Source organism: Streptomyces hygroscopicus subsp. hygroscopicus (assembly GCF_001553455.1).
GTDB classification, from domain to species: Bacteria; Actinomycetota; Actinomycetes; order Streptomycetales; family Streptomycetaceae; genus Streptomyces; species Streptomyces hygroscopicus.
Genome location: NZ_BBOX01000116.1, coordinates 51,608 through 75,751 on the forward strand (window position 1 = coordinate 51,608; position 24,144 = coordinate 75,751).

At 69.4% G+C, this 24,144-nt stretch carries 24 protein-coding genes and 4 pseudogenes; 12 read left to right on the forward strand and 16 right to left on the reverse strand.

Features of this window, described 5'->3' with window-relative positions:
- Positions 1-3: 3 nt before the first annotated feature.
- The 5 genes and pseudogenes from AXW62_RS45740 to AXW62_RS13120 form a co-directional block, all read right to left on the reverse strand.
- Entirely contained in the window at positions 4-420 is a 417-nt protein-coding gene (locus AXW62_RS45740) for a phosphotransferase (RefSeq protein WP_252368593.1), read from the reverse strand.
- Between the two features lie 847 nt (positions 421-1,267).
- Positions 1,268-1,627 (reverse strand): annotated as a pseudogene (locus AXW62_RS47545) (NsdA family TPR-like regulatory protein); the annotation flags it as partial.
- Entirely contained in the window at positions 1,594-1,833 is a 240-nt protein-coding gene (locus AXW62_RS45745) for a hypothetical protein (RefSeq protein ID WP_252368587.1), read from the reverse strand. The pseudogene AXW62_RS47545 and the gene AXW62_RS45745, both read right to left, overlap by 34 nt.
- A gap of 599 nt (positions 1,834-2,432) precedes the next feature.
- Entirely contained in the window at positions 2,433-2,894 is a 462-nt protein-coding gene (locus AXW62_RS13110) for a GNAT family N-acetyltransferase (protein ID WP_060944680.1), read from the reverse strand.
- 760 nt (positions 2,895-3,654) lie between these two features.
- Positions 3,655-5,013, reverse strand: a pseudogene (locus AXW62_RS13120) (NF041680 family putative transposase).
- Between AXW62_RS13120 and AXW62_RS13125 the strand changes: the two are divergent.
- From AXW62_RS13125 to AXW62_RS13130, 3 genes are all read left to right on the forward strand, one after another.
- A complete protein-coding gene (locus AXW62_RS13125) occupies positions 4,921-5,277 on the forward strand; it encodes a GNAT family N-acetyltransferase (RefSeq protein ID WP_289306002.1) in 357 nt (118 codons plus the stop codon). The pseudogene AXW62_RS13120 and the gene AXW62_RS13125 overlap by 93 nt on opposite strands.
- Before the next feature lie 192 nt (positions 5,278-5,469).
- The gene (locus AXW62_RS43900; RefSeq protein ID WP_159060869.1) at positions 5,470-5,700 is read left to right on the forward strand and encodes a hypothetical protein; all 231 of its coding nucleotides are present in this window, start codon (positions 5,470-5,472) and stop codon (positions 5,698-5,700) included.
- A gap of 27 nt (positions 5,701-5,727) precedes the next feature.
- A complete protein-coding gene (locus AXW62_RS13130; protein WP_252368588.1) occupies positions 5,728-6,060 on the forward strand; it encodes a cadmium resistance transporter in 333 nt (110 codons plus the stop codon).
- Positions 6,061-6,064: 4 nt separating this feature from the next.
- Here the strand turns inward: AXW62_RS13130 and AXW62_RS13135 are convergent, their stop codons facing one another.
- Together AXW62_RS13135 and AXW62_RS13140 are read right to left on the reverse strand one after the other, a co-directional pair.
- The gene (locus AXW62_RS13135; protein WP_060944682.1) at positions 6,065-6,625 is read right to left on the reverse strand and encodes a GNAT family N-acetyltransferase; all 561 of its coding nucleotides are present in this window, start codon (positions 6,623-6,625) and stop codon (positions 6,065-6,067) included.
- A complete protein-coding gene (locus AXW62_RS13140) occupies positions 6,547-7,161 on the reverse strand; it encodes a GNAT family N-acetyltransferase (RefSeq protein WP_079115609.1) in 615 nt (204 codons plus the stop codon). Before AXW62_RS13140 ends, AXW62_RS13135 begins: the two co-directional genes overlap by 79 nt.
- Positions 7,162-7,763: 602 nt before the next feature.
- Between AXW62_RS13140 and AXW62_RS44815 the strand changes: the two genes are divergently transcribed.
- The gene (locus AXW62_RS44815) at positions 7,764-7,931 is read left to right on the forward strand and encodes a hypothetical protein (protein ID WP_174556387.1); all 168 of its coding nucleotides are present in this window, start codon (positions 7,764-7,766) and stop codon (positions 7,929-7,931) included.
- 76 nt (positions 7,932-8,007) lie between these two features.
- On the opposite strand, the pseudogene AXW62_RS46925 reads toward AXW62_RS44815, so the two are convergent.
- The 3 genes and pseudogenes from AXW62_RS46925 to AXW62_RS13155 form a co-directional block, all read right to left on the reverse strand.
- Positions 8,008-8,879: pseudogene (locus AXW62_RS46925) on the reverse strand (transposase); the annotation flags it as partial.
- 36 nt (positions 8,880-8,915) lie between these two features.
- Complete coding sequence (locus AXW62_RS13150) at positions 8,916-9,248, reverse strand: glyoxalase superfamily protein (RefSeq protein ID WP_060944705.1); 333 nt, start codon at positions 9,246-9,248, stop codon at positions 8,916-8,918.
- 85 nt (positions 9,249-9,333) lie between these two features.
- The gene (locus AXW62_RS13155; protein WP_107406281.1) at positions 9,334-9,969 is read right to left on the reverse strand and encodes an SMI1/KNR4 family protein; all 636 of its coding nucleotides are present in this window, start codon (positions 9,967-9,969) and stop codon (positions 9,334-9,336) included.
- 88 nt (positions 9,970-10,057) lie between these two features.
- Between AXW62_RS13155 and AXW62_RS13160 the strand changes: the two genes are divergently transcribed.
- From AXW62_RS13160 to AXW62_RS13175, 3 genes are all read left to right on the forward strand, one after another.
- The gene (locus AXW62_RS13160; RefSeq protein ID WP_060944685.1) at positions 10,058-10,336 is read left to right on the forward strand and encodes an HIT family protein; all 279 of its coding nucleotides are present in this window, start codon (positions 10,058-10,060) and stop codon (positions 10,334-10,336) included.
- Entirely contained in the window at positions 10,333-10,902 is a 570-nt protein-coding gene (locus AXW62_RS13165) for a hypothetical protein (RefSeq protein ID WP_252368589.1), read from the forward strand. The genes AXW62_RS13160 and AXW62_RS13165 overlap by 4 nt, the downstream gene beginning before the upstream one ends.
- A 556-nt stretch (positions 10,903-11,458) precedes the next feature.
- A complete protein-coding gene (locus tag AXW62_RS13175; protein ID WP_060944687.1) occupies positions 11,459-11,992 on the forward strand; it encodes an AAA family ATPase in 534 nt (177 codons plus the stop codon).
- A 492-nt stretch (positions 11,993-12,484) separates the two neighbouring features.
- On the opposite strand, the pseudogene AXW62_RS45750 reads toward AXW62_RS13175, so the two are convergent.
- The 5 genes and pseudogenes from AXW62_RS45750 to AXW62_RS13200 form a co-directional block, all read right to left on the reverse strand.
- Positions 12,485-12,763, reverse strand: a pseudogene (locus tag AXW62_RS45750) (replication-relaxation family protein); the annotation flags it as partial.
- A 367-nt stretch (positions 12,764-13,130) separates the two neighbouring features.
- Entirely contained in the window at positions 13,131-13,886 is a 756-nt protein-coding gene (locus AXW62_RS13185; protein ID WP_060944689.1) for an MDR family NADP-dependent oxidoreductase, read from the reverse strand.
- Positions 13,887-14,078: 192 nt separating this feature from the next.
- Positions 14,079-14,969 (reverse strand): helix-turn-helix transcriptional regulator, encoded by an 891-nt coding sequence (locus tag AXW62_RS13190; protein ID WP_060944690.1) that lies wholly within the window; start codon positions 14,967-14,969, stop codon positions 14,079-14,081.
- Positions 14,970-15,060: 91 nt separating this feature from the next.
- On the reverse strand, positions 15,061-16,035 hold the full coding sequence (locus tag AXW62_RS13195) for a TniB family NTP-binding protein (protein ID WP_252368590.1): 975 nt from the start codon (positions 16,033-16,035) through the stop codon (positions 15,061-15,063).
- Between the two features lie 1,006 nt (positions 16,036-17,041).
- A complete protein-coding gene (locus AXW62_RS13200; RefSeq protein WP_060944706.1) occupies positions 17,042-17,512 on the reverse strand; it encodes a MarR family winged helix-turn-helix transcriptional regulator in 471 nt (156 codons plus the stop codon).
- 135 nt (positions 17,513-17,647) lie between these two features.
- Between AXW62_RS13200 and AXW62_RS13205 the strand changes: the two genes are divergently transcribed.
- From AXW62_RS13205 to AXW62_RS13215, 3 genes are all read left to right on the forward strand, one after another.
- Positions 17,648-18,712, forward strand: a complete 1,065-nt coding sequence (locus AXW62_RS13205; RefSeq protein WP_060944691.1) for an alkene reductase — start codon at positions 17,648-17,650, stop codon at positions 18,710-18,712.
- Between the two features lie 73 nt (positions 18,713-18,785).
- Positions 18,786-19,718: an alpha/beta hydrolase gene (locus AXW62_RS13210; RefSeq protein WP_060944692.1), complete on the forward strand. Its 933-nt coding sequence runs from the start codon at positions 18,786-18,788 to the stop codon at positions 19,716-19,718.
- Positions 19,719-19,824: 106 nt separating this feature from the next.
- Positions 19,825-20,517, forward strand: a complete 693-nt coding sequence (locus AXW62_RS13215; RefSeq protein ID WP_060944693.1) for a GntR family transcriptional regulator — start codon at positions 19,825-19,827, stop codon at positions 20,515-20,517.
- 25 nt (positions 20,518-20,542) lie between these two features.
- Here the strand turns inward: AXW62_RS13215 and AXW62_RS13220 are convergent, their stop codons facing one another.
- Positions 20,543-21,592 carry a helix-turn-helix domain-containing protein gene (locus AXW62_RS13220; RefSeq protein ID WP_159060870.1) on the reverse strand — a complete coding sequence of 350 codons (1,050 nt, stop codon included), beginning with the start codon at positions 21,590-21,592 and terminating at the stop codon, positions 20,543-20,545.
- Positions 21,593-21,944: 352 nt separating this feature from the next.
- On the opposite strand from AXW62_RS13220, the gene AXW62_RS13225 reads away from it, so the two are divergent.
- Positions 21,945-22,385: a cupin domain-containing protein gene (locus tag AXW62_RS13225; RefSeq protein ID WP_051886278.1), complete on the forward strand. Its 441-nt coding sequence runs from the start codon at positions 21,945-21,947 to the stop codon at positions 22,383-22,385.
- A gap of 55 nt (positions 22,386-22,440) precedes the next feature.
- Positions 22,441-24,045, forward strand: a complete 1,605-nt coding sequence (locus AXW62_RS13230; RefSeq protein WP_214516856.1) for an FAD-dependent monooxygenase — start codon at positions 22,441-22,443, stop codon at positions 24,043-24,045.
- Positions 24,046-24,144 lie beyond the last annotated feature (99 nt).

Here is a 24,144-nt window from a genome sequence, read left to right on the forward strand (position 1 = left end):
GTATCAGGCGCGTCTCCGGACGTGGTGGTGGGCGGGGAGACGACGGGCCCCGGGCGGTGGTGCGGCGCCCGGGGCGGGCGTGTCAGCGGGGGCGCGTACCAAGTGCTGAAGAACGGTGTGGCCGCGGTCGATGAGGACGGTGTCGGTCTTGGTCAGGCCGGTGCTGAGGTAGGAAACGCCCAGGCGGGCAGTGAGCAGGACGAGCGCGCGCTGCTCGGTCGACGACAGCGGCCGGCCGTATCCGGTGAGAAAGGCGGCACGCAGGTCGGGTCGGATGGGCCACGCGGCGCCGCACAGCCAGACGAGGTCCTCGACCGCGATACCCGGCGCGGACTCCTCGAAGTCGATCAGGCTGTGATGCCCCGCTGCCTCGTCCCAGAGCCAGTTGCGGGGGGAGTAGTCGCCGTGACGGTAAGCCAGCGGAAGTGGGCCGGGCGAGGTCGGGCAGGTCGTGGGCTGCGTCCCGGACGAGGTCCTGTTCGGCGGGGGAGAGCTGGTCGCCGAGGCGTTCCAGGGTCACGGCGGCCTCGTCGGCCTGCGCGGTCACCGACGCCATGATGCGCTGGTGCTCGCGGTCGTCGATGGGTTCCGGGGTGTCGTGCCAGCGGCGCAGCAGGTCACCGGCAAGCCGGTGCACATGCTGTTCCTCTGTCTGTTCCAGCGGCAGTCCGCGCACGACGCGACCTGGGAGCGCGGAGAGGACAACCGCCGACCGTTCCGGGTCACCGGCCAGCAGGTGCGGCGCCTCGGTGTCAGCGAGCGCCCGCGCCGCGTGCTCGCACCCCTTCACCTCGCGCTCGTACTTCTCGAGGGAGGGGTACAGCTTGATGAATGCCTCGCCGTGGTCCGCGCGAACGCGCCAGACGCGGGAGTCGCCGCGCGGCCAGGAGGCGTCCGTCACGGCGGCGGTGTCCATGCCGGCGACGTGACGGGTGACCCACTGGTGCAGGTCCGAGGGCAGGGAGGTGGCGTGTGTCATAGGGGCTGGCTCTTTCGCGAGGTGCGAGGAGGGCTTGATGCCGCGCAAGGCGGTGTTCCTTCGGGTAGACGTCGAATCTATGGGCCAGGTGGCGCGGGGGCCGTCCTGCCCGTCCGGCGCTGGCGGCGGGCCTCGGGCCGCGTCCGCGCGCTGGCCGGACGGTTCAGTGTGCGGTGGTGCGTTCAGCGCGCCGCCTCCCGCCTCAGTGGTCAACTCGCGCTCCTGCAGGCGTTGCAGGAAGGCGTTCGCTTGGGGCTCGGTCGCCCATGGCTCGAGGGCTGCGGCCAGGTCCTCGAGATAGGTCCGGGCACGGGTCGACGCCACCAGCTGCAGGAGCGCCAGCGCCCGGTCGCCGTGGTCGAGTGCCTGGTCGAGGTCGCGCATCTGGCAGGCAGCCGTGGCGGCGACGGCCATGCGAAGGCCCACGGCGCGCGTCTGGTGGGCGTCGGACAGATCTCCTGCTTGGCGGCTCCAGCCGAGGGCGGTCTTGGGCTTGCGCAGGTCGCGGAAGATCTCGGTGGCGTCCGCGGCCAGGCGGCCGGGGGTGACGTAGGAGAGCCGCGGGGCGTCTCGGACGCCGGGGTTGATCTTGGCGAGCCAGGATTCCGCCCGGTTCAGGGCAGTGCTCGCCTCGGTCGCGTCCCCCATCCGGGCGAGCGCGCGGGCCTCGGCCAGTTGGCGAAGGCCTGGACCCGGCGGGACGCGTGGCGGCGGCCGCGGTGGAAGACCCCCTGGGCCATGTCGAGGGCCTGGTCCGGTGCGCCCTCCAGAATGGTGTGCAGGGCCATGGTGGTCAGGACGTAGGCGCCCATCTCGATGTCGCCGCCGGCGCGGGCCAGGCGCAGAGCCTGCACGAAATGCTGCTGGGCGGCCGCGCTGTCCCGGCGTCGAGCAGCGGGAGGGCCCGTTCGTTCAGGCAGCGCCGGATCGGGCTCAGCCGCCAGTTGGCGCCCCCGAACTGGGCGTCCCACACACGGGCCTGCTCGGCCGCGTCCGTCACCTCCTTCAGGTCCTCCGCGCCGATCAGCAGGCCGGGACCGCTGCTCGCGTACTCGGCGGGGTCCGCAGGGGCCGGTGCGGGCGCCGGGTCGGCGGGGACGGCGGGGACGGCGAGCCAGCGGGTGACGGGCAGCACGTAGCCGGCCGCGGCGAACGCACCGCCCGGTCCGTCGGCGGCGCTCCAGTGAGCGCGCGCCCTCGATGGCCTCCTCGCGGTCGCGAGGGAAGACCGGCCCTCGGTATTGGGGCCTAATCAACTGTCGCCAGTTCTCCATGGAGCCCGCCTGGATGGTGACCGTAGGTAACCTCCGGCAGGGCATTCGCGTGCGACAACGGGGCGGCTCTCCTGGAGATGCTGACGGATGGTCGCGATGAGTCCGGGAGTGAGGATGCCGAGGTCGTTGATCAGCTCGGCGAGAGCGTGAAGCACTGGTCCCACCCCCGCCCGGAGCCGTCATGTCGTGTGGATGGTGACCCTCAAGACTGGGAGTACCCGGCCTGGGGCGACCTCTCGTTCGCCGATGCGCTCGGCTCCCATACGCAGGTAGAACCCTTCGGCGTGGGGGTCGGATTCCAGGGTCAGGGTGTGAAAGCCCGCGCTGCGGGCCGAGGCGATGGCGTGTTCCCAGAGCGTCCGCCCCAGCCCGGTGCCGATCGCCTCAGGTTCGAGGAACAGGTCTGCCAGCTCGCCGTGCGGAGGTTCGCCTGTGATCTGGTAATAGCCCGCCACCACACCGTTCCACTCCGCGACAACGACGTGCCCGTCACGAACGGTGGCGGAGCTGACCGACAGCATTTCCGCCATCCGGTCCAGCATCGCCTGTGGATAACCCCAGTGCCCCTTCGACCGCCGTGTCAGCGCCGTGAGCACTCCCGCCTCATCGGGCTCAGCAGTTCGTAAGATGATCTCGTTCATGGGGCGGAGTATCACCTGCCTTGCCCTTGTGGAGCGAGGGGATTTCACTCGGCAGACCCCGGTCGCGCCCCAGCGCCAGGACTCTGCGCGGTCCAGCCGGATGGTGACTGTAGGTGGCCTCCTGAGGCGTACCGGCTCCACGTCCCGCCGGTCTCTCTGAGGATTCGGGTGGTGGTCTTGTCGTGGTAGCCAAGAGCGTCTGCGATGACGGGGCGGGCATCTCCAGGAGTTGTTGCCGGATGGCGGCGCCGCAGGCGGCTGCGGCTGGGACGCCTACCTTGTTGAGGAGCGCGGACAGGTGGTCGGGGCGGAACGGCTGGCCTGCCCGGCGGCCGGGGAAGAGCCAGCGGGATGCCGGGTTGGTGGCTGTGTCCATGTTGTCGCGGTTCGCGATGTGCTCCAGCACCAGGGAGTCGACCGGCGCGGGGACGGGTGAGGCCGGTTCCCCGAGCCGTAGAAGTACGGCGTCTCCCTTGCGGAGCACATCGTCGACGGTGAGCCGGACGACTCTGGACAAGGGCTGTGCGTAGAGGAGCACGATGACGCCGGCGACGCGGAGGGGCGTCGATATCTGTGTGCCGGCCAGCAGCCGTCCCAGGGCGTCCAGGCGCCCGTCCTGGCTCAGCGCGGCTCGTCGGGTGGCCTTCATCGCGGGTATGGAGAGGGAGCGTCGGCAATGGTGGCTCTGTATGGCCCAGTTGAGGAAGGGCCTCAAACAGGTGCAGCTGTGTTCGTCGTTCTCGGCCCACTAGCTTGATCTTTAATCTGTGCGGCAGGGTCGAGGGGTGGTTGGCTTCTTCGTCCGCTGTTTCGTTGGCGGTGTTTTGTGGGGGGTGTACACGTCGTGGCGTGGGGTGGGCCGGGTGTTCTTTCGACCTGATGGCCGTCCGGGGCCCGGGTGGGAGGGTTTCGGTGCTTGGGCTGGGCAGGTGACTGTCGGGCGGATGTGCCGAAAGTCCCGGCGGACACGGGCGGGGGTGAGTCTGTTCGGCGGGGTTGGCCTCTCCCAGGGCCGTCGCAGGTCGGTTGCGAGGGGTCGGGCGAGCCGTAGTTGGGTGTAGGCGGCGAGGGTCAGCCATGTCCAGCGGGCGGCTGCCTGTGGGGTGCGGATCTTCGGGGAGGTCCAGCCGAGGGTCTGTTTGAAGAGGCGGAAGGTGTGCTCGATGTCGAAACGTCGCAACTATGCCTGCCAGAGGCGGTCGGCGTCTGCGCAGGTGGCCTCGGTGCCTGACCACCACAGCCAGACCGGCTTCGGGGTGGCGCCGCTGGGCAGGTGGTCGATGTCCAGGCGGATCACGGTTCCCTCGACGATGGGGAGGGAGCCGTCGGCCGCGGCCCAGGAGGAACGGTGGGTCAGCTTGGGATGGAGCCGGTCCCAGGAGCGTGCGGTGGCGGTGCCGTAGAGCCGCGTGTCGGTGACGGTTTCGGTGTCCGGGGTGCCCCAGGTGGCGGGCTGGCCGAAGACGAACTCGTCTCCGTGCCGGGGCGGGCGGCCCAGGATGTGGGGCCGGCGGGGCGGGGCGGCCCGGCGCAGGACTCGGTCCGAGCGCATCCGGGCCAGCACTTGCACCGGCAGGTCCCTCAGCAGGAACGCGAGGCGGGGTGCGTCGTATCCGGCATCCGAGATGACGAGGACGTCCGGGGCACCGGCCTGCCACTGTCCTGCTGTGATCAGCCGCTTGAGCAGGTTGCGTAGCAGTCGGGCGGTGACGGTGGCGGTGTCGTCCCTGGGTGCCAGGCGGAGCGCGTCCAGAGGCGCGGTCCACGAGCTGCGGCCGGATTCGAGCGCGCAGATGATCGAGTAGGGCCAGCCGGGGATGGGGATGTGCTGGTCTTTGCCGCGTCCGTAGGTGTGGCACAGGATGCGTTCCGGTGAGGTGTGGGCGTCGGGCCGCAGCCAGCAGGTGACGTCGATGGCCAGGACCAGCCGACCGTCGGCAGCCCGCGGCAGTGGCGTCGTGGCCAGGGCCCGGCGCAGTCGATCGGCATCAAGGCGGCCATGCGCGACAGCGGCGTAGAGCCCACCGTGGCCGCGGCGGTGTTCGTCCACCAGCGACAGCTCGGCAAGCGACCTCACCGGCCCGTCACCGCACAGGACAGCATCTACCAGCTCGAACAACGCATCGCCACGGAAGCAGCGCGTGCCGTCCTCGCATGGGGCTTCGGCACGCTCGGGCTCGGGCAGATCACGGCCATGATCCACCACGGCAATACCCCCTCCACCGCAGTGGCCCGCCGCCCGGGATTCACCCCTCTGCGGGAGGACAACATCCTGGGCCGCCCGTGCACCGTTTACGCGCTGAGCAGCGACGACTTCGCCGCAAGTGAAGACCGGACAACCACGGCAAGCTGCCCTGACACCCCCCGTTGCCGGTTTCAATGACCCTGATCGTTTTCATATATACATGATCGCCTGGATGTATCCGGATTGTCCGTATCTTTGCTAGCCCCTCTCTTGGCGATCCCGCATCGTGGTTGCTTGCGCAATTTGACGAGCGCACCAGAAACGGGAGGAAAGATGAGGCGCACACTGGTTGCAGGATTCGCAGCGGCGCTGCTGGCTGGTTCAGGTGTCGTGGCAGGGGCCGGAACAGCCACCGCAGGACCGGCCGCCTGCCAGACCTGGAACGACGCCCGCACCTTCGGCGGCAAGTGCTCCAGTGGTACGTACTACGCCCAGGCGACGTGCACCAACGGTTCCACGGTGCGAGGCGCAACTGCGAGTAATGGCTCCTGGTCGTACGCCTACTGTGCGAGCGTGGGCTCCAATTACAAGGCCAACTCCGGCCGGATCGTGCAGTTGTAATCTCCCCGGTCCGTAAGGGTCCCGGCCTTGATCAAAGGGCCGGGACCCTCGAGCGCCAACCGTGTCCCGCACACCGGGCACCGCACCACGAGCTCGTCCCTCAGGTCCCACATCGACGACATCCTGATCCTGCCCCTGTTCTTTGCCCAGGGCGCCGGACCCCCCGGCTTTGCCCGCCGGATCGTCATCGGCCAGTACCTCGGCTTCGCCGCCATCCTCGCCGTGGTGGTCGCCGCCGCGTTCGGCGCCACCTTCCTGCCCGAATCTGCGACCCCCTACCTCGGCCTGCTGCCCCTCGCCCTGGGACTGAAGGCGGCCTGGCAAGCGTGGAAGCACCGTGCTGATCATCTGCAGACCTGAGTCTTCACCCAGCAGGCTGTGTGTCCTTCCCTGCGGTCTCCGCGGTGATGGCCCAGCGCTCGTGGTCTCGCCATTCACCGTTGATGAACTGGAACGCGGTCGAATAGCCCTCGCGCTCGAAGCTCAAGCGCTTGACGAGGGCCAGTGAGGGCGTGTTGTCGGGCTGGATGTTGGCTTCCAGCCGGTGCAGTCCCAGTTCCCCGAAGGCGTGCTGGATGAGGAGCCCAAGCCCTTCGGTCATGTAGCCGTGGCCGGTCGTGGAGGCGTACGCGGTGTAGCCCAGAGTTCCGCTCTGGAGTGTGCCTCGGACGATGTTGTTGATGTTGACCCCGCCAACAATGGCGCCGGTGCTGCGCAAGCAGATCACGAAGCCTTCGTGCGTGGGCTGCTCGAACCGCTCAAGACGGCTTTCGAACGCTGCCTCCGTGCTGTCCCCGGCGCCCAGCCAGCGCTGGAGCATGTCGGCGCTGTCTTGAGCCAGCACCGTCAGCTCGTCGTAGTCCTGGCGACAGACGTGGCGGATGGCCACTCGCGGTCCTTGCAAGAGGTAGCTGCTGATTGCCATCCAGGGATCTTATGCAGCACACCGAACCACTGCTCGGCGCCGTACGCCTTGAATCGCTCCAGTTCGCTGAACCCGAGCTTCGCCGCGAGGCGCATCGAGCGGACGTTAGCGGTCTGGGTGTAGAGCACCACTGGCTCGCCGGGAAGCGCGTCGGCAAACCAGTCGAGTGCCGCCGTGCACGCCTCAGTGGCGTACCCGTATCCCCACACCTCCGGCAGGAACAGGTAGCCGAGCTCGGTCTCCCCTGCCTCGAGGCGGTTACCCGGACGCTCGGGGTCTTGCGGGTCGAGCTGGATTGTGCCGATCGTCGTTCCATCGAGCTCGACCGCGAAGAAGCCAGGGCGTCGCCCGGGCACCTCGGGCACCGTGCGTTCGAGCTCCGCACGTGGTCGAGGACCACCGAGGTAGGTTCCCACCTCTGGCGAGGCGTTCAGCTCGATGACCGCTGCGCGGTCCCGGGCCTCGGACTCGCGGAGTATCAGCCGCTCGGTCTTTATCGGGGCAGGTGGCCAGGCGAGGGGTCTGAGGTCAGTCACGGCGGTCAAGTTAGCCAGGGGCTCGGCAGCGATCAAGACTGCGACTCGATGGGCCCCCGGGCAGCAGTCCGCCTCAACCCAAGGCATCGCTCATCGAGCTGAGGACCCACCCGCTCTCTGAGCACGGTCACCGGTGATGGGCTGCTGATGCTCGGCGGCCGGCTACGCCAGCGAGGACAGCATCGCGGGCAAGACGCACAGCGACGGCGAGGACGCCGCGCACACCTCGGGCTGGAGTGGACGATCGTGCGCTCGGCCTGGTTCGCGCAGAACTTCAGCGAGGGGCTCTTCCGGGACGCGATCACGGCTGGTGAACTCCGCCTGCCCGCCGGCGACGGCGCAGCGAGCTTCGTGGACGCCGAGGACATCGCAGCGGTCGCGGTCGCCGCGCTCGCCACGCATACGGGCAAGACCTACGAGCCCTCCGGGCCGAGCGCGGTGACCATCGGCGAGGCGGTGGCCTCTCATCTCCGAGGCCACCGGTCGTACGGTGCGTTACGTGCCCTCTCGCCCGGGGACTTCGTCGCCGAACTGGTCGCCGAGGGCTGGCCAAGGCCGACGCGGAGGACTTCGCCGACGTCGTCGGCCCGATCCGGCGCGACATGGACAGCCACCTGTCCGACGGCGTGCAGACCGCGCTGGGCCGCGAGCCGCGCTTCTTCGCCCAGTTGGTCGCCGACGCCACCGGCGCCGGGGCGTGGCGCGACGGACCTGACGGCCGGCCGGTGCCCGCCGGCGGCCGGCCGTACGAGAACGCCCCGCGATCATAAGGTGGCGGGGGCCACAACACCTGAACGCCCGCGGTGCCGTTGCCGGCCCGCTGCACGGCCTGCCCGGAACAGGCCGATGCGGGGAGAAGTGATCGAGCACGATCGCGATGCGGATCTTGGGCGAGTAGAGGCTGCGCAGGTAGCGGCAGGACTGAAGGAACCTCGTCCGGTTCTTCTTCGGCTTGGTGTGGCAGTGCGGCTTGTCCCGGGCGAGGTCGTAGGCGGCGCACAGGTGGCGGACCACGCGCGGGCGGGTGTAGGCCGCCCGTCTGCGGGGGCGGGGTTCCCGGTCGGGGTCCTTGTGCCGTCCGCCGCGCTCGGTCCACTGCCGCCTGGGGCGGGGGCTGGAGGTTGAGCGGCTCGAACTCGTCGGGAGATAAGACGACTTCGGGTTCGCCGTCCTCGGGTATGACCTCGCCTTCGGCGATCGGGTAGAGATGCTCGACACGGGCCTTCTTGGCGGCGTAGTCAGGGCCGCGGGAGGTCTTCCAGGCCTTCACGCGTGGGAAGGACACGCCCTCCTCGCGGAGCAGGCTGCGCAGGCCCTCGTGGCTGATGTCGTCGACCACCCCCTCGGCGGCCAGGATGTCGGCCAGCTTGGCCAGGCTCCAGGTCGAAAACGGCAGGTCGTGCTCGGCCGGCTTGGACTTGGCGATCTTCTGAATCTCCCGGCGTTTCGGGAGGCGAAGGTTCTGGGCCGACCGCCCCCGCACTTCGGGTAGAGCGCCTCGAAGGCGTCGCCGCTGAAGTGTGGTTCACGTCCTGCCTTCGGTCCGCGCTGGTGAATGTCACCCCAGCGATCTTCGCCACTGGCATGCCCTGCACGGACAGCAGCACCATCCGTGCCCGCCGCCAGGTCACGACCGACCCGCTGCGTCTACGGATGATCCGCAGCAGGCGCTTTCCCTCGTCGTCATCGAACTCGCGGACGCGTACTCGCTCAGCCACCAGCACAGCTTCACCGCCGCGCGCTGCCGACACGTGTCATTCCGTCGGCGTGCCGATCCGGAGCCGGTTGCCGTCAGGGTCGCGCAGCTCAACCTCACGCGCCCACGGAGCGTCCTTCGCCTGCACCCCGAACTCACCGGCGATGGCCTCGACATCACGGATGCGAAGGTAGATCAATGTGTCGGGGCGGGCGTCGCCCTTGTGCTCCGACAAGAACAACCGCACCCCGCCCCGGGCGACCTCGACGAACGCGGGAAGTCCCGGTCCGAAGCGGTGTTCCCACTGTTTAGCGAAGCCCAGTCGCTCATACCAGGCAACCGCTGCCGCAGCGTCCTCGACGCGAAGAATGGGAATGACTTCCTCGTCCATGGAGCCATCGTCGCAGACCGCCCACGTTGCCTGATGCGGCACCAGCTGGTGGTCCAAGGACCCGAGCGCTCCTGGCCCACCAGTCCTAACGGGGACCGTCGAGTTTGAGCATCCCGTCGGGGAACAGCCGTGGATCCCTGGGGTCAATCCAGGTCAGTCCCTGGCTCCGGGTCAGTACCGGCCAGTCGTGCCTGTCGTCCATTCCATCCGGCCGGTGCAGACACCGGCCCTCCTCCAGCGCCGCAGCAATCTCGTCCAGCCAGTCCACCAGTGGCCAACCACCCCGCCCCAACGGGTACAGATCGTCTCCATTGTCGACCGACCAGTGGCCCAGGTCGCCGTAGGAGGGCTCGCCCCTACGCGCGTCCACATACCAGCCGGACCAGGTGTCCCCAGCCGTCCGGGCGAAGGGCAGACTGCCGGCCTCTCGCTCCCAGTCCCGCGTACGTATCCGGTACTCATCCACCAGGTCAGCGAGCGGCAACATCCTCATGCCGGACGGCAAGAGCCCAGAACCATGGCCCTCGTCGAAACCGTCATGGACCCGATACCAAGCCGCGAGCGCCACCGGGAACTCCACTCCTATGGCCACCTCTGCTGCCGCGATGTCGGTGTCACCAGCCGGAGGGCGCAGCAAAGCGGCCGAAGCAACAGCGTGGTCACGCAGCCACGTTTCGATCCGCCCCCAGGCGGCGGCCACCCGTTGCGTATCGTCACTCACGCTGAACACCCTATCGGCCGCAGTCGGCACGACCACGACCATCGCCGATGCTAACTGTCCTGAACCGGTCCCTACTGACTCCTCAGCCATGCCTTCGCCTGGCGCGCCGCGGCCCGACTGCCCGTTCTGCCGCATCATCCACGCCGGAGCTCCCGCGAGGATCATCCACGAGTGGCATGACGCGCTCGCGATCGTGCCGCGCGGTGGCGACTGCACCGAGGACCACCTTCTGGCCCTTCCCTGCGGCCACGTCGTCGACTTCGCCACCGGGCCCGTCGTGTCCGCCACCGTGCAACTGCGCGCCGCCGGCAACGGCCTCGCCCTTCCCTGGAGCCACGCCGCCCGCGAACAGGAGCCCGCCCGGTGAAGCGCCGTCTCTTCCGCCACTGCGGCCACGTCCCCGGCGCCCTCACCCCCGAGGGCCAGGCCGTCGTCGACCAGTTCCGCGCCATGCTCGCAGCTCTGCGCGACCCGCAGCCCTGGACGCCCGGCCACGCCCAGGACCCTGCCGTGCGCATCGGGCCGTTCGTGGCACGGGCGCACACCCGACCCGGCGACAACCATGGCCCCGAGATGATCGCCGTGGCCCTGGTCCATCCCGACACCCCGCACGACGTGGCGTACCTCCACGGCCACCGGCTCGACCACACCGAACGCGGCTGGCTGCGCTGCGAGACGACCGCGATCCCCGGCGTCTGGCGCCCGGCTACGCGATGCTCACCCACGCCGCCGCGAACCCGCCCCTCCCCGACGACATCGGCATGGCCCCCGCCCGCTACGGCGTCCACGTCGAAGCACGCCGCACCGACGGCACCAGCTACACGCTGCTGCGGTCTCGGGCCCTACACCCAGACTGGGCCCCGCGACGCTGACCGCCTCAACACCGGGCTGGAAGGCCGCAGGACGCCTGCACTCTTGGATGCTGCCGGGTAGGTTGTCCGCATGCATCTGTTCGTGTCTCCTCCGCCGCCCGCCAAGTAGGCGGGCAACTGTAAGCGGTCATCCCGGGGTTCCCGGGGTGACGGTTTGGGTTGCCCACGAGGGTTTCGTGCAGGCAATCAACACAGGAGAGCTCATTTGCATGCCTCTTCCGCCCTGTCCGTGAGGCAGGGCGTTCTCTACATCGTCATCGCAGCCACTGCGTGGGACACCGGCGGCGCCGTGGCTGCCGAATTGTACGACGCTGGCAGGATTGGCCCCGTGGCGGTGTCCTTCTGGCGCTTCCTGACCGGGCTCGCTCTGCTGATGGCGGTCCACCTGGTGCGGCGGTCCCGGAGGCAGGAAACCGCGGCCTCGCTGCGGGGCACGTTCATCGCGAACAAGCTCCGGTGTTTGGCCACCGGGGCAGGGCCGGCTGCGTAGCAGACCGCATACTTCGCGTCCGTACAGCAGGCAGGTCTGACCGTAGCCACGGTGGTGACCCTCAGGTCGGGCCCCGTCCCGGAACCCCCCGGCGCTGTCACCGGCCGTCGATAAGGTGACCGCCGTGATGGTGGGTACTGAAGAAACCCGGCTGGTCGTCCTGCGCGGCAACAGCGCCTCAGGGAAGTCATCCGTCGCGGCCGGCCTGCGCGAGCGGTTCGGCCGCGGCCTCGCCCTGGTCGGCCAGGACAACCTCCGCCGCATCGTGCTCCGAGAGCGTGACCGGCCCGGCGCCGCGAACATCGGCCTGATCGACCTGACCGCCCGCTACGCTCTGGACGCCGGATTCCACGTCGTGGTCGAAGGCATCCTCTACGCCGACCGCTATGGCGACATGCTCGCGCAGATGCGCGCCGACCACCGCGGCCCGACCCACGGCTACTACTTGGACGTGCCGTTGGTCGAAACCCTCGCCCGGCACGCCACCAAGCCGATCGCCGGCGACGTCAACGACACGCAGCTGCGCGCCTGGTACCGGGAGCGCGATCTGCTGCCCGGCGCAATGGAGACCGTCATCGGCGCCGACAGCGCCCTGCACGAGACCGTCGACCGCATCATGAACGACACCGGCCTGGCCCACCTGCCCGCCGTGGACCGCTGACCCGGGCACTGCTGCTGCGACAGACGGTGCGCCTCCATACCGACACAGTCGCGCCGGCTGCGCCCCGGCCATGAGGCCGACCACAGGTGCGGCCGCGCCGCGCCTCGCCTTCGGCCATGGGGCCACCCGTGCCGCTGTCACCCCAGACCATGGCTGGTCAGGGCGCCACGTCTGCCGAAACGCACGCCCGGTCCAGGGAACTCGCTGGCCGGGGGCATGGACCGGACGCCACACGGGTGCGGAGGGGCTGGGCTGGAGGAGGCCGGTCAGCGGCGTGGCGAGGACGGGCACGTCGTGCAGGAGGCGGGACGCAGCCAGCAGCCCGGCCCGCGCGCAGGGCGCGGACCGGGTCTCGACACCGGCGGGTCCGGTGTCGTCCAGGACGGACAGGACGCGGGGGAGCGGCGGGCAGCGCCGCCGCCACTCCTCCGGGCCCGGCTCCTGAAGGGTGGGCCGGCGCCCCGGGACTGCGGGCACGCAGCGGTGAAGGCGTTCGTAGACGGGCAGTTTGGCGGCGAGGCGTCCGGGGCCCATGGTGGCCCGGCCGAGTTCGGCGAACGCCCGCAGCATTGGTCCGTTGTCGCCGTCGGCGGGGCCGCGCTGGCAGTACAGGAGCGCCTCGGGGATGACGGCCTCGCCGCTCCCGACCGGGTGGTGGGCCTCGGGGATCCAGTCCAGCGGCTGGCATACATCGCCGCGGCGGCGGGCGTCCTGGAGGAAGACGAGCGCGGTCTCAGCCACGGTCAGCGTGTGGCCGGCCTTCAGCCGCACGGCGGCCGGACCGGACGCGGTCCCGGAAGGCCGGACCTCCGACGATGGGCCGGGGCAGCATGACTGCCTCTGAAAGCAAGGGCGTCGTCTCAAGGCGCGGCCCCGGATCGCGTGACGGCACGACCGGGCCCGCGTGGTGAGGAGCTGTGCGGCACCGCCGATGCGCGACCCCAGGGGCAGGAACCATGGAGCTGCCGGCGGCGCGGATCGCGGCCGCTTGGCCCTACTGGGACGCCTGGTAAGGGGGGCTCGCTCACGGCCGGCTCCTTGTCGTCCTTGAAACCGCGTGCGGTGGCACGCTGCTCGACCAGCTCCACCAGGTTACGGATGCCGTGACGCTGGGCGGGGTCGGCGCTGTAGTCGGCGATCATGCCGCACATGGCGATACGGCTCCGGTGTTGATCCTGCTCAGCACATGGTCCAGTATCTCCCCGCCGACGTTCTCGATGTCCGCGTCAATGCCGTCGGGGATGACCTCGTCGAGCCGGTCACGCCAGCGCGGGTCGCGTCGGTCGACGCAGGCGTCGAACCCCAGCTCCTCGACGACGTACCGGCACTTGTCCGGCCCCCTGGCCAGCCCGACCACCCGGGCACCGCGTTCCTTCGCGAGCTGGCCGGCGATCGACCCCACCGCGCCGGCGGCCGCGGAGACCACGACGGTCCGGCCCGGCTGCGGGTCGGCGATCTCCACCGCGAGCCAGGCACTGATGCCGGTCAGACCCAGCACACCCAGCAGGTCCTCCAGCGATGCAGGCAGGGGTTCGGGCAGCACCGTGAACGGGGTCTCGAGCTCGGCGTCATCGGCCACCTGGTAGTCCTGCCAGCCGGTGAACCCCAGCACCAGCGCACCGACCGGCAGATCGGTGCGCCGCGAGGCGACCACCCGGCCGATACCCAGTCCGCGCATCACCGCACCCTCCTGCACCGGAGGCAGGGCGCTGCGGATGTCGCTCATGAAAATCCGGCTCGACGGGTCCACGGACAGCACCAGCGTGCGGACCAGAGCCTGCCCGCTCTCCAGTACAGGTACCTCTGTTGTCACCAGCTCCAGTCCGGGTTCCTCGGTGAGCCCCGTGGGGCGCTTGCTCAGCCTGAACGCTCGGTTCTTCTCTGCGGTGGGCATCCGCATCTCCTCGTCCGCTGTCGGGTCCGGGCGCGGCCAAGCCGTCCGGACCGGCACCTGCGACCCGCATGCGCCGGCCGCGGCGTCCCGCTCCGGGGCGCCACTGTCAACGTATGCGGGCCGGGCCGGCGGCGCCGTGTACGTGGACGCCGCGAGGCGGTACGAGGCGGCCGTCCCGGCTGCCGGGCCCGCTCAGGTGTCCGTGGGGTGCTCGACGGGTGGTGCCTGGCGAGTGCGCCTGCCCTTGTCGCGGTACTCCTGCGGGGACATCCCGTGGACGGCACGGAACCGCCGGTTCAAATGACTGCTGTCGACGAAGCCCCACCGCCGCGCCAACGCCGCGACCGTCGCGTCTCCGGTCAGCAGATCCTCGCGCACCCGGGCGATCCGCTTGGCGCGCAGCACCCCCGTGAACGTGTCACCGGCGTCGCTGAACAGCCGCGTGAGGGTGCGCACCGAGACGCTGTGCGCCGCCGCCACCTGTTCGGCGGACAGGTCCCTGCGGCCGAGATGACTCTCCAGATATCGCTCCACCGCTGCCCGCCGGGCGGGTGGCGACGCCGACTGCAGCGCGCCCCAGCCGAGCTCGAGCAGGGCGTTGCGCGCCGCGACAACAGCCACGCCCGACAGCTGGGGAAGCGATGCGCTGAGGGAGTCCAGAAAGCTTCGCAGCAACTGCACCTCGGGCACCGGGCCACACGCCGGGTCGCCCACGCGCACCCAACACCCCGCATCCTCGAAAAGACACCGTCGCACCACGACACTGCGCGCGACGACGGGCTCACGCGCCACCACCCGCGCCGGACGACGGCTCTCCCACAGGAGGGCATCGCCCGGGCGCAGCAACCAGTCGTGACCGCCCTGGTGGAAGACGGCGCTCCCCGCACCCAGCATGGAGACGATCAGGTAGTCGTCTCCCGTCTCCGCGATCTGACGGGCACCGCGTACACCACTGAACGGGCCGGATTCCCAGTCCACCAGGGCGATGTCATCGACCCAGCGGCGCCGGACCGCGGCTGGGCCCCCGTCCGGGGCCGACGGCGACGGCGACGGGAAACGCAGCGACCACGGCAGATCGGTCACCGTCCCCAGGAGACGCTCCCAACCGGTGGCATCGGACGGCCATGCGAAATCATTGCCCCGTGGCTGGGTATCTGTTTCCTTGAGCACCGATTCAGCTTACGAGTTGGTGCGTTACAGCGGGTGAGGTGTCGGCGCTGGTGGGTGGCTTGACCAGCACATGCCGATCATGGTCAATAGGGCGGTCCTTGCGCATCGGCTGTTCACGGGGGATCTCGCGACACCATCTGGGCTGCCCCATCCAGGAGTTGGCCACGGCGCGCGCCCACGGCGCTGGGCAATCCGGCTGTACTTTGGGCGGAGTTGACGGCCGTCGGCGGGGCGGACGCGGTGGGCCGTCGGCCGGATGGCAAAGGCGGCAATACCCTCGGGGCCTGGCGGCGCGCTCGTGCAGGTATGGGGCCAGCTGGGGGAGGGTTCCGGGCCGGTGGTGGCGCAGGTCGAGTGCGCTTTCCATGGCTTTGGCGAGGTCGCGGAAGGGCTCTTGGTCGCCGAGGCGGGCGAGGAAGGCGGCACCGTCGATGAGGGAGACGCGTCCGGCGAGCTGGGCGCCGCGCACTCCGGTGAACAGGGGTGTGGTGGTGACGTCGATGCCGGCGTAGACGAAGGTGGCGCCGATGCGTTCGGTGAGGTCTTTGAGCAGGTCCGCGGTCTGGGCGCCGGTGGTGGTGCGGGGGTTGAGCCGGTGGACGTCGTCGATCATCACCAGCTGCACCCGGGCGGCGGTGTAGGTGTGACAGGCAGAGTTGGTGATCTGGACCTGTGACATGCCGGCGGCGACGGGGATGCCAAGGTAGCGGGCGAACTCGGTGGCCAGGGTCTTGGCGCTGGCAGCGGGCGGGACCAGGACGTAGGCGACGGGCACCTGCCCGGCCGCTGCTGGGGGGCCGTTGCGCCGGGTGTGGGCGAGGTGGCAGGCGCGTCCGACCTGGAGCAGGGCGGTGGTTTTCCCGGCACCGGCGGGGCCGACGACGATCAGGGACGGCCATGCGGTGACCGTCGGGTGGCGGCCCAGGACCATCAGGGTACGCACGTTCTTGGCGAGGATGTCGATGGCCGGGGTGCGCACGGTAACGAACCGCGAGTGGTAGGCCAGGCGTTCGGCGGGGCGGCGCGCCGGGCGGGGGAGGGGCTGCCACGGGGGTGGTGGCGAAGGCCTGGAAACCGTCCCAGGTGGTCAACGACTGCTGCTGCGTCTCGGGGGCATCGTCGGCGGTGCTCGGCGAGGTACCGGGAGGCTGGTCCGCCGCCGACAGGGACCTGTCGGCGGCGCATCGCTCGTGTCTGGTGGGGTGTTCACCATTGCTCGGCCTCTGCTTCGGCGTCCCACAGCCCGTATCCGCCTGCCTCGGCCGGCCGCACGCCCGCGCCCCCGGCTCGCTCGTGTCCGTCTCGGCCGCCGCCTCGATGCCGATGAGGTCGTCAAGGCTCTCGCTCCACTCCGGGACCGGGGTTGGGGCCGGTGTGGTCTCCGTGTCGAGGGGCGCCGTTGGTCTGGCAGATCGGGCAGCTGTGCTGCCGTACTTCCGGAGCGTGCGGTTCTCCGGCGGCGGGTGTTGGGCTCGGTCCCGGCGGGGTGGCGGGTGCGGCGCAGAAGCTGGTGGAGCGCGTCGGCGAGGTCGGCTTCGTGCGTCTCGCGGCCCCCGCGTTGTTCGACCTCGGTCTGGATGTAGCGCCAGAGGGTGTCGTTGAAGGGCTGGTGGACGTGGTCGCGGTGGATCCAGCCGATCTCGTGCAGCTGTCCATCGGTGAGGCGGCCCAGATCTGGCGGGCGTCGTGGGGGTTGTGGTGGACCTCCCACTTGCCGTCTTTGCCGGCGACACCGGCACGGGGTCGTAGACGGCGTAGAGGCACGTGGCGTAGTACGCGTCGCCCAGCCCGGTCACGAGGTCGTTGAGGTGGGCCAGCAGCTCATCCGGGGGAGCTCGATACCCGCCAGGGTGCTGACCGCTGTGCGCAATCTGGGCAAGCTCCGTGAAAAGGGAGCCCGAGGATGGGTGGGCGAGTCACGAGTGCCACCCGGGGGTCCTGACGCTGCTGCCCTGACTCACCGACGCCGGGCACCCGAGGCCACGTCAGCCGTCGTCAGTGGACGTGAGGTTTTTTTCGATCTTCGAGAGGATCCTGGCGAACGCTTCGCGTTCTTCGTCGTCGAGCCCGTCCAGGGTGCGCTCCTCCAGAAGTGCCCACGCCTGCGCCACCCTGGGCCGCAGGGCGTAGCTCTCCGTCGAGGCCCGGACCAGCATGACGCGCCGGTCCTGCGGGTCGCGGGTGCGGACGACATGTCCGCCCTGTTCCAGTCGTCGCAGCATCAAGGTCACGGTCGACGGGTCCAGGTCGAGCATCTTCGTCAGCTCCGACTGGCGCACCGATCCCTCCCTCCACAGGGCCATCATCAGGAATTCCTGGCCGGAGCAGAGGCCGGTGGGGCGCAGCAGCTTGCCGCCGCAGAGGCGGTGCAAGCGGGAAACGCGGGCCAGGGTCTGGCTGACGGGGCCGCCGTCTCCGGCCTCCGTCGCGTCGGTCCGCGTGGGCTCTGAGGTCATGTGGGCAAGGTTATCGTGGGCGGCCAACTATTGGCCAGCCAATGAATGGGCTATGGTGGCTCCGGTGAGTTCGTTGGTCGCCCAATGAAATCGCTCGCCATGCACAGCACGCACATCCATCCTCGGGAGCCAGTTGTGACTACAGCATTCGATCCGATCGACCTCTCCGGACTGCGCCTGCGCAACCGCGTGGTCATGCCCGGAATGGGGCGCGCCCGCGCCTTCGGACCCGGCAATACGGCCACCGACTCGATGGTGACGTACTACGCGCAGCGGGCCACGGCCGGGCTGATCATCACGGAGGGGTCCCAGCCGTCGATCGTCGGCCAGGGCTTCCCCAACACCCCGGGGCTGCACAGTACCGAGCAGATCGCCGCCTGGCGCCGCGTCACCGACGCGGTGCACGCCGAGGGCGGCACGATCTTCGCCCAGATCTCGCACGTCGGCAGGGTCGGCGACCCCGGCCTCCTGCCCGATGGGCTGGTCCAGGTCGCTCCCTCGGCCGTCGCCGCGCCCGGCCAGTTGTTCACCTTCGACGGGATGAAGGACTTCACCACCCCGCGCGAGCTGACCTCCCAGGAAGTGCGGGAGACGATCGCGGACTTCGCCCAGGCGGCGCGCAACGCCATCGAGGCGGGGTTCGACGGTGTCGAACTGCACGCCGCATACGGCTACTTGATCCACCAGTTCCTCGCTCCCAACTCCAATCTGCGCACCGATGAGTGGGGCGGCTCCGTGGAAGGCCGGGTCCGGTTCGCCGCGGAGGTGGCCGCGGCCGTGTCCGAGGCCATCGGAGCACAGCGCACCGGGATACGGGTGTCGCCCGGAACCGGCTACAACGGCGTGGAGGAGCCCGACCCCGAGCCCACATACGTCCATCTCGTCCGTCGGCTGAGCGAGATCGGTCTGGCCTATCTGCACGTCGTCGAGAACTCGCGCGATCTGACCGGCATCCTCCGCAAGGAGTTCTCCGGAGCCTTCATCCTCAACCCCGCGACGGACGGATTCACCAGCGCGGAGGAGCTGGCGCTCATCGAGGATGGCACGGCCGACATGATTTCCTTCGGCGCGCTGTTCCTCGCCAACCCCGACCTGCCCGCGCGTCTGCGAGCGGGCGGGCCGTACAACACACCCGACCAGACCACCTACTACGGCGGCACCGACAAGGGATACATCGACTACCCCTACCTGACCAGCTGAGCACCGCATCTGCCCGTGTGGGGGGCAACGGGGCATTGGCACGCTGGTGATGCATCATGCATGATGCATCACCATGGACCCGTTCCCGCACCCGTCGGAGCTGTTGGCGACGCCCATCGACAGTGACCCCCTGGCGCCAAGGTCGTTGACCGAGCCGTATGCCGTCGACGCCCTCCCGGGAGCCCGGAGCTATCTCAACGTGGCCTACGCCGTCGTGATGGGCTGGCGTCCCCTCCTGCTCGACCTGCACGTCCCGGTGGCGGGACCCGGGCCGTACCCGGTGGTCGTCTACGCCCACGGCGGCAGCTGGCTCGGCGGGTCCAAGGCGATCGGACCGTGGCATTCGCTGCCCGCGCGGGGCATCGCGGTCGCCTCGGTCGGTTACCGCCTCGCGGGCGAGGCGCAGTTCCCGGACCCGGCCGAGGACATCCGGGCGGCGATCCGCTGGGTCAGGACACAGGCCCAGCGGTTCCTGCTCGACGGGAGCCGGATCGCGGGGTGGGGCAGCTCCGCGGGTGCCTACCTCATGACGATGGCCGCCCTGGCGGGGGACGGACCCCTGGGCCGTCCGGTGGGCGACGCCCAGCAGGTGTCCAGCAGGCTGTCGGCAGTCATCGACCACTACGGCGCCGCCGACCTGGCCCGTCTGGGGGAGGACGCCTTCGAGAACACGGAGCAGGAGATCGACTCGCTGTTCGCCGTCGTGCGTCAGCTTCTGGGATTCGACCCGCGCCACGCACCCGACCTGGCGACTGATGCCGATCCCTTGGTCCTCGCCGAGCGCAGCGGCGAGAAGCCGCCGTTTCTGATCATGCATGGCGATCGCGACCACCGGGTGGGTCTCGCGCAGAGTCGCCGCCTGTACGAGGGCCTCGACGCCGCGGGGATCCCCGCGGAACTGGTCGTCGTACCTGGCGCGGACCACATGGCACCGGAATTCTCCGCGCCGGAGAGGGTGGAGGAAGTCGTGCGGTTCCTGACCCATGTCTGGCGACGCCGAGCCTGATGCCACAGGGCTGAGCGACAGAGGAGACCGGCGCGGCGCTGTCATGAATGCATCATCGGGCCGTCTGGCCCCTTCGGCGTGCTCCTGCATCCTGTATCGTTCGGGAATGGGTTCCCTCGGTAACTCCTCCGCCTCCTCGCAGGCTTCGCTGGGAAACGTCAGGCAGAGGACGGCCCACGAAACGGTTGTCGACGCTCTGCGCCACGCCATCCTCTCCGGTGAGCTGCCCGGCGGCACACGACTGGTGCAGTCCGAACTGGCGGGCCGTCTCGGGCTCAGCATCACTCCCGTACGCGAAGCGATACGGCAGTTGGCGACCGAAGGGCTGATCCAGCTCGACTCCTACCGCGGGGCCGTGGTCCTGACACCCGCCGAGGAGGAGATGCGCGAGGTCTATGACCTCCTGCTCACTCTCACCCCGATGGCGGCGCGCAGGGCCGCCGAGCGGATCACCGAGGTGGAACTGGAGCAGGCCCGCTCGCTGGCCCGCGAAATGGCGCGCACCGAGGACGTCGCCGGCTGGGTACTCCTCCACCGCAGCTTTCACCTCGTCCTGTACGGCGCCGCCCGCTCGCCCCGGCTGCTGTCGATCGTCACCAGTCTGTCCGACGCGGCCGCTCCGCAGATCGCCCTGTCCCTCAGGGAAGACGCGTCCAGCAGACCCTGGATCGACGCCGGGCACGCGCATCTGGTCGACAGCTTCGCGAGCAGGGATCCCGAACGGGCGGTGGAGGCCATGCTCGACCATCTCCAGTACCACAGGCGAAGCGCGCTGGGGGGATCCACAGAGGGGTGCTAGGGGAACCCGACAGGGCGCCGGTCGGTCAGCCGAGCCGGTAGCGCCGGACGCGGTGGTAGAGCGTGCCCCTGGAGATTCCGAGGCGGGCCGCGGCCTCGGACTTGTTGCCGCCGCATTCCGCGAGGGTCTCGTTGATGACCTTGAACTCCGCCTGCTCGAGGGGGCTGAGCGTGGCCAGGGGCGAGATTCCGTGGTGCTTGGCGCAGCTGCCCCGTCGGTCGCGCTCGAGGACGAGCACGACTCCGTCGCGGAGGCGTCCCTGGGTGACCGGGTGGAGGCGGGCGCTCCAGCCGTCGTGCAGGGTGACCTCGGTGGCCGACGGGCCCGCGGCCACCACGATCGACCACAACTCGGCCCGGTCCAGTTGGAGTTCCGTCGGTGCGTTGTCGACGATCATGGTCCTCTGGTCGATGGTGACCACTGGGCCGGCGGCGGGGCCGCAATACGAGAGGTGCGTATTGAGCATGCGTCGCTGGCGGGCGGTGGCCGCCTCGCGCAGCGTGGTGGTGATCCCGTCGACGAGGGTCCGGACGGCGACCTGAAGCAGGTGGTTGGCGTCTTCGGCGCGACAGGCCACGTTGACCGTGCCGAAGACGCGGCGGCTGATCGGGTCCATCACGGGCGAGGCGGCACAGGCCCACGCGTGCCACGGTTCTTTGTAGTGCTCCGCGCCGATGACGAGCGAGGTGCGGTTGGTCATCTGCGCCATTCCGATCCCATTGGTCCCCGCCACCGGCTCGCCCACCCGCGAACCGGGTTCGAACTCGGCCCGGTCCAGGGCCCGCGACAGCGTACGTTCGGACTCCCACCGCCAGGCCAGGGTTCCGTCGGCGTCCGCGAGTGCCAGTGATGTCGAGCTCCCGACCAGCAGGTCGGACATCTTGAGCAACACCGGCTTGGCGGCCCGCACGAACGGGGACTGCGCGTCGATGTCCGCGTGGGTGAGTTCCAGCCGTTGTGGATCGATGCCGTTGCTCCGTGCCCGGCGCCATGACGTGAGGATCTGCGGACGGACGGTCGTGGCCTCTCCCGACTGGAAGCTCTCCCAGGCATCCCTGGTGCTCTGTGCTCTCATCGCGCCTCCCATACGTGTCCGCCGGCGTGCCGAACTGCTCCGTGACATGAGAGCTGTACAGCTTTTGCACACCACCTTGTCGGGCTTGAGAGCGATGATGCAGGATATCGAATGCATCCGATAGAGGGAGTTCCGAGGTAAATCCCGAGAACCCGAGATGTGAGCCGGCTCCCTCGGGCCGGTAGGCCGACCCACTCCAGCGAACAAGGGGCGTGACCCTGTGGAATCGACTGCTGCCTGAATGCGTGAGCTCGCACACGCGATTTTCGCCCCTCGCCGGCCGTGCTTGCCGGCCGGTCCCGGATCTCCCGACAGCGCAATGGTCACCGATCAATGGAAGGGAAGGTTTGACATGGACTTCAAGGTTGCCTGGGACGGAGCTGTGACCCTGGTCCGCCCGGAACAGGAGGAACTGGCGAAACAGCACGTCAACGCGCTCTTCGGGGTGAACGGCATCACCACCCCGTCGAAGCACCTGTGCCTGATCGTGACCTCCCTCCGGCCGGGCGAGAAGTCGGCCGCGCACTATCACATCGACCATGAGTCGGCCCTCTACGGGATCAGTGGCAGCGTGCATTTCTTCTGGGGTAACGACCTGGAACACGAGGTGATCGTGGGCGAGGGAGACTTCCTGTACATCCCGCCGTTCTGCCCGCACGTTTCCTACAACCGCAGTCGGACAGTCACCGCCTCGTTCGCCACCGCGCGTACCGACGCACTCGAGCAGGAACGCGTTTTCCTTCTGCCTGAGCTCGACGACCGGGTTGCGGACCGAGTCTCGTACGTCGACTGAATTCGGTCTCGTCCGCGTCAGGTGAAAAGGAGATACCCCTATGATCAATGTCCCCGTGCTCGTCGTCGGCGGTGGACCGGTCGGAATGAGTCTGGCGCTGCTTCTCGATCGCTTCGGGGTACCGAGCCTGCTGGTCGAGCGGCGTGCGTCGACCACGACGCATCCCAAGGCCCGTGGTTGCCACGCCCGTACGATGGAACAGTTTCGCGTATGGGGCATCGAGGATCGAATTCGCCGGGCGGGTCTGCCGCAGGAATCCGACGTGGCGTGTTGGTGCGAGAGCCTGAACGGGCCGCTGGTGGCCTATACGCAGCCCGCGCCGAGCGTGAACACCCCGGCGCCGCGGTCGATCGTGCCTCAGGACGCCGTGGAGGAGGCGCTCGACCACGCGCTGTCCACGCGGCCGGGGGCGCAGGTGCGCCGGTTGACCGAGCTGGTGTCGTTCGTCCAGGACGAGGAGGGTGTGACGGCGCGCGTCAGATCCGTCGCCGATGGCGACGAGTTCGCGGTGCGCGCTCAGTATCTCGTCGGCTGTGACGGGGCGAACAGCAGGGTTCGCGGTCTCCTGGGCATCGAGATGGATGGTCCGGAGCTTCTGCACCTCATGGCGAATCACTACTACCGCGCGGACGTCGGTCATCTGCCGCATGTGCGCAGCGCCATCGGTTTCCTGGTGCGTCCCAGCGACCGGTCACGACCGGACGTCAATGTGCTGGCGACCGGCCCGGACGGCGATCGCTGGCTCGCGGTCCAGAAGCTGGAGATGGGTGAGGAGCCCATCAGCGAGGAGCGGCTGATCGAGCTCGTCCGCGAATACTGGGAGATTCCCGATCTCCATGTCGAGCGGATCAACGTCATGAACTGGCGGATGAGCGCTCAGGTGACGAAACGTTTCCGCAAAGGGCGGGTGTTCCTCGCCGGGGATGCCGCCCACCGTTTTCCCCCGGCTGGGGGCAACGGACTCAACTCCGGTGTTCAGGACGTACACAACCTGGCGTGGAAACTCGTCATGGCGCTGTCGCACCAGGGCGGCGACGCGCTGCTGGACACCTATGAGTCCGAGCGCCGTCCGGTCGCGCAGTCCAACGCCGACTTCGCGATACGGAACCAGGAACGCATGGACACGATGGACGAGGCGATCCGTCACCGCCATGAGGATCCCCAAGCCTGGCGTGACCTGCTCCTGGACATGGACAATCAACTGCACAGCGAGGGCCAGTCGATGGGGTACGTCTACAGCGACGGCGCGATCGTGGATGACGGCTCGTTCCTGCCGCCCTACGACTCGCGCCACTACTGGCCAACCGACCGGCCCGGCGCCCGGTTCCCGCACTTCTGGATGGACGTCGAGAAGACAGAGTCGTCCATCGACTGGTTCGACACCTCGTTCGTGCTCGTCTGCGGGCCCGACGGCGAAGGCTGGCATCAGGCCGGCGAGGCACTGCGCGCGGACGGCACAGTGCCGCTGGAGGTCAGGAGGCTGCCCCATCTCCTGGGGCCCGTATCAATCGGCCGCGACGGCGCGGTACTGGTCCGGCCGGACGGCCACGTCGCCTGGCGGGCCACTCATGCCGGTGACCCCAGGGTGCTGCGCGACGCGCTCACCCGTGTCCTCGCGTGCGGCACGCGTGCCCCGTCCGCGACCGGCCTCACCGCCTGACACCACCGCGCGGACGCCGTGCGCCCGGCCGGGCCGGGGCCACGAACCGCTCCCGTGTCTGCCACTTCCTTCAGTAAGTCAGAAAGGCGGAACCATGCC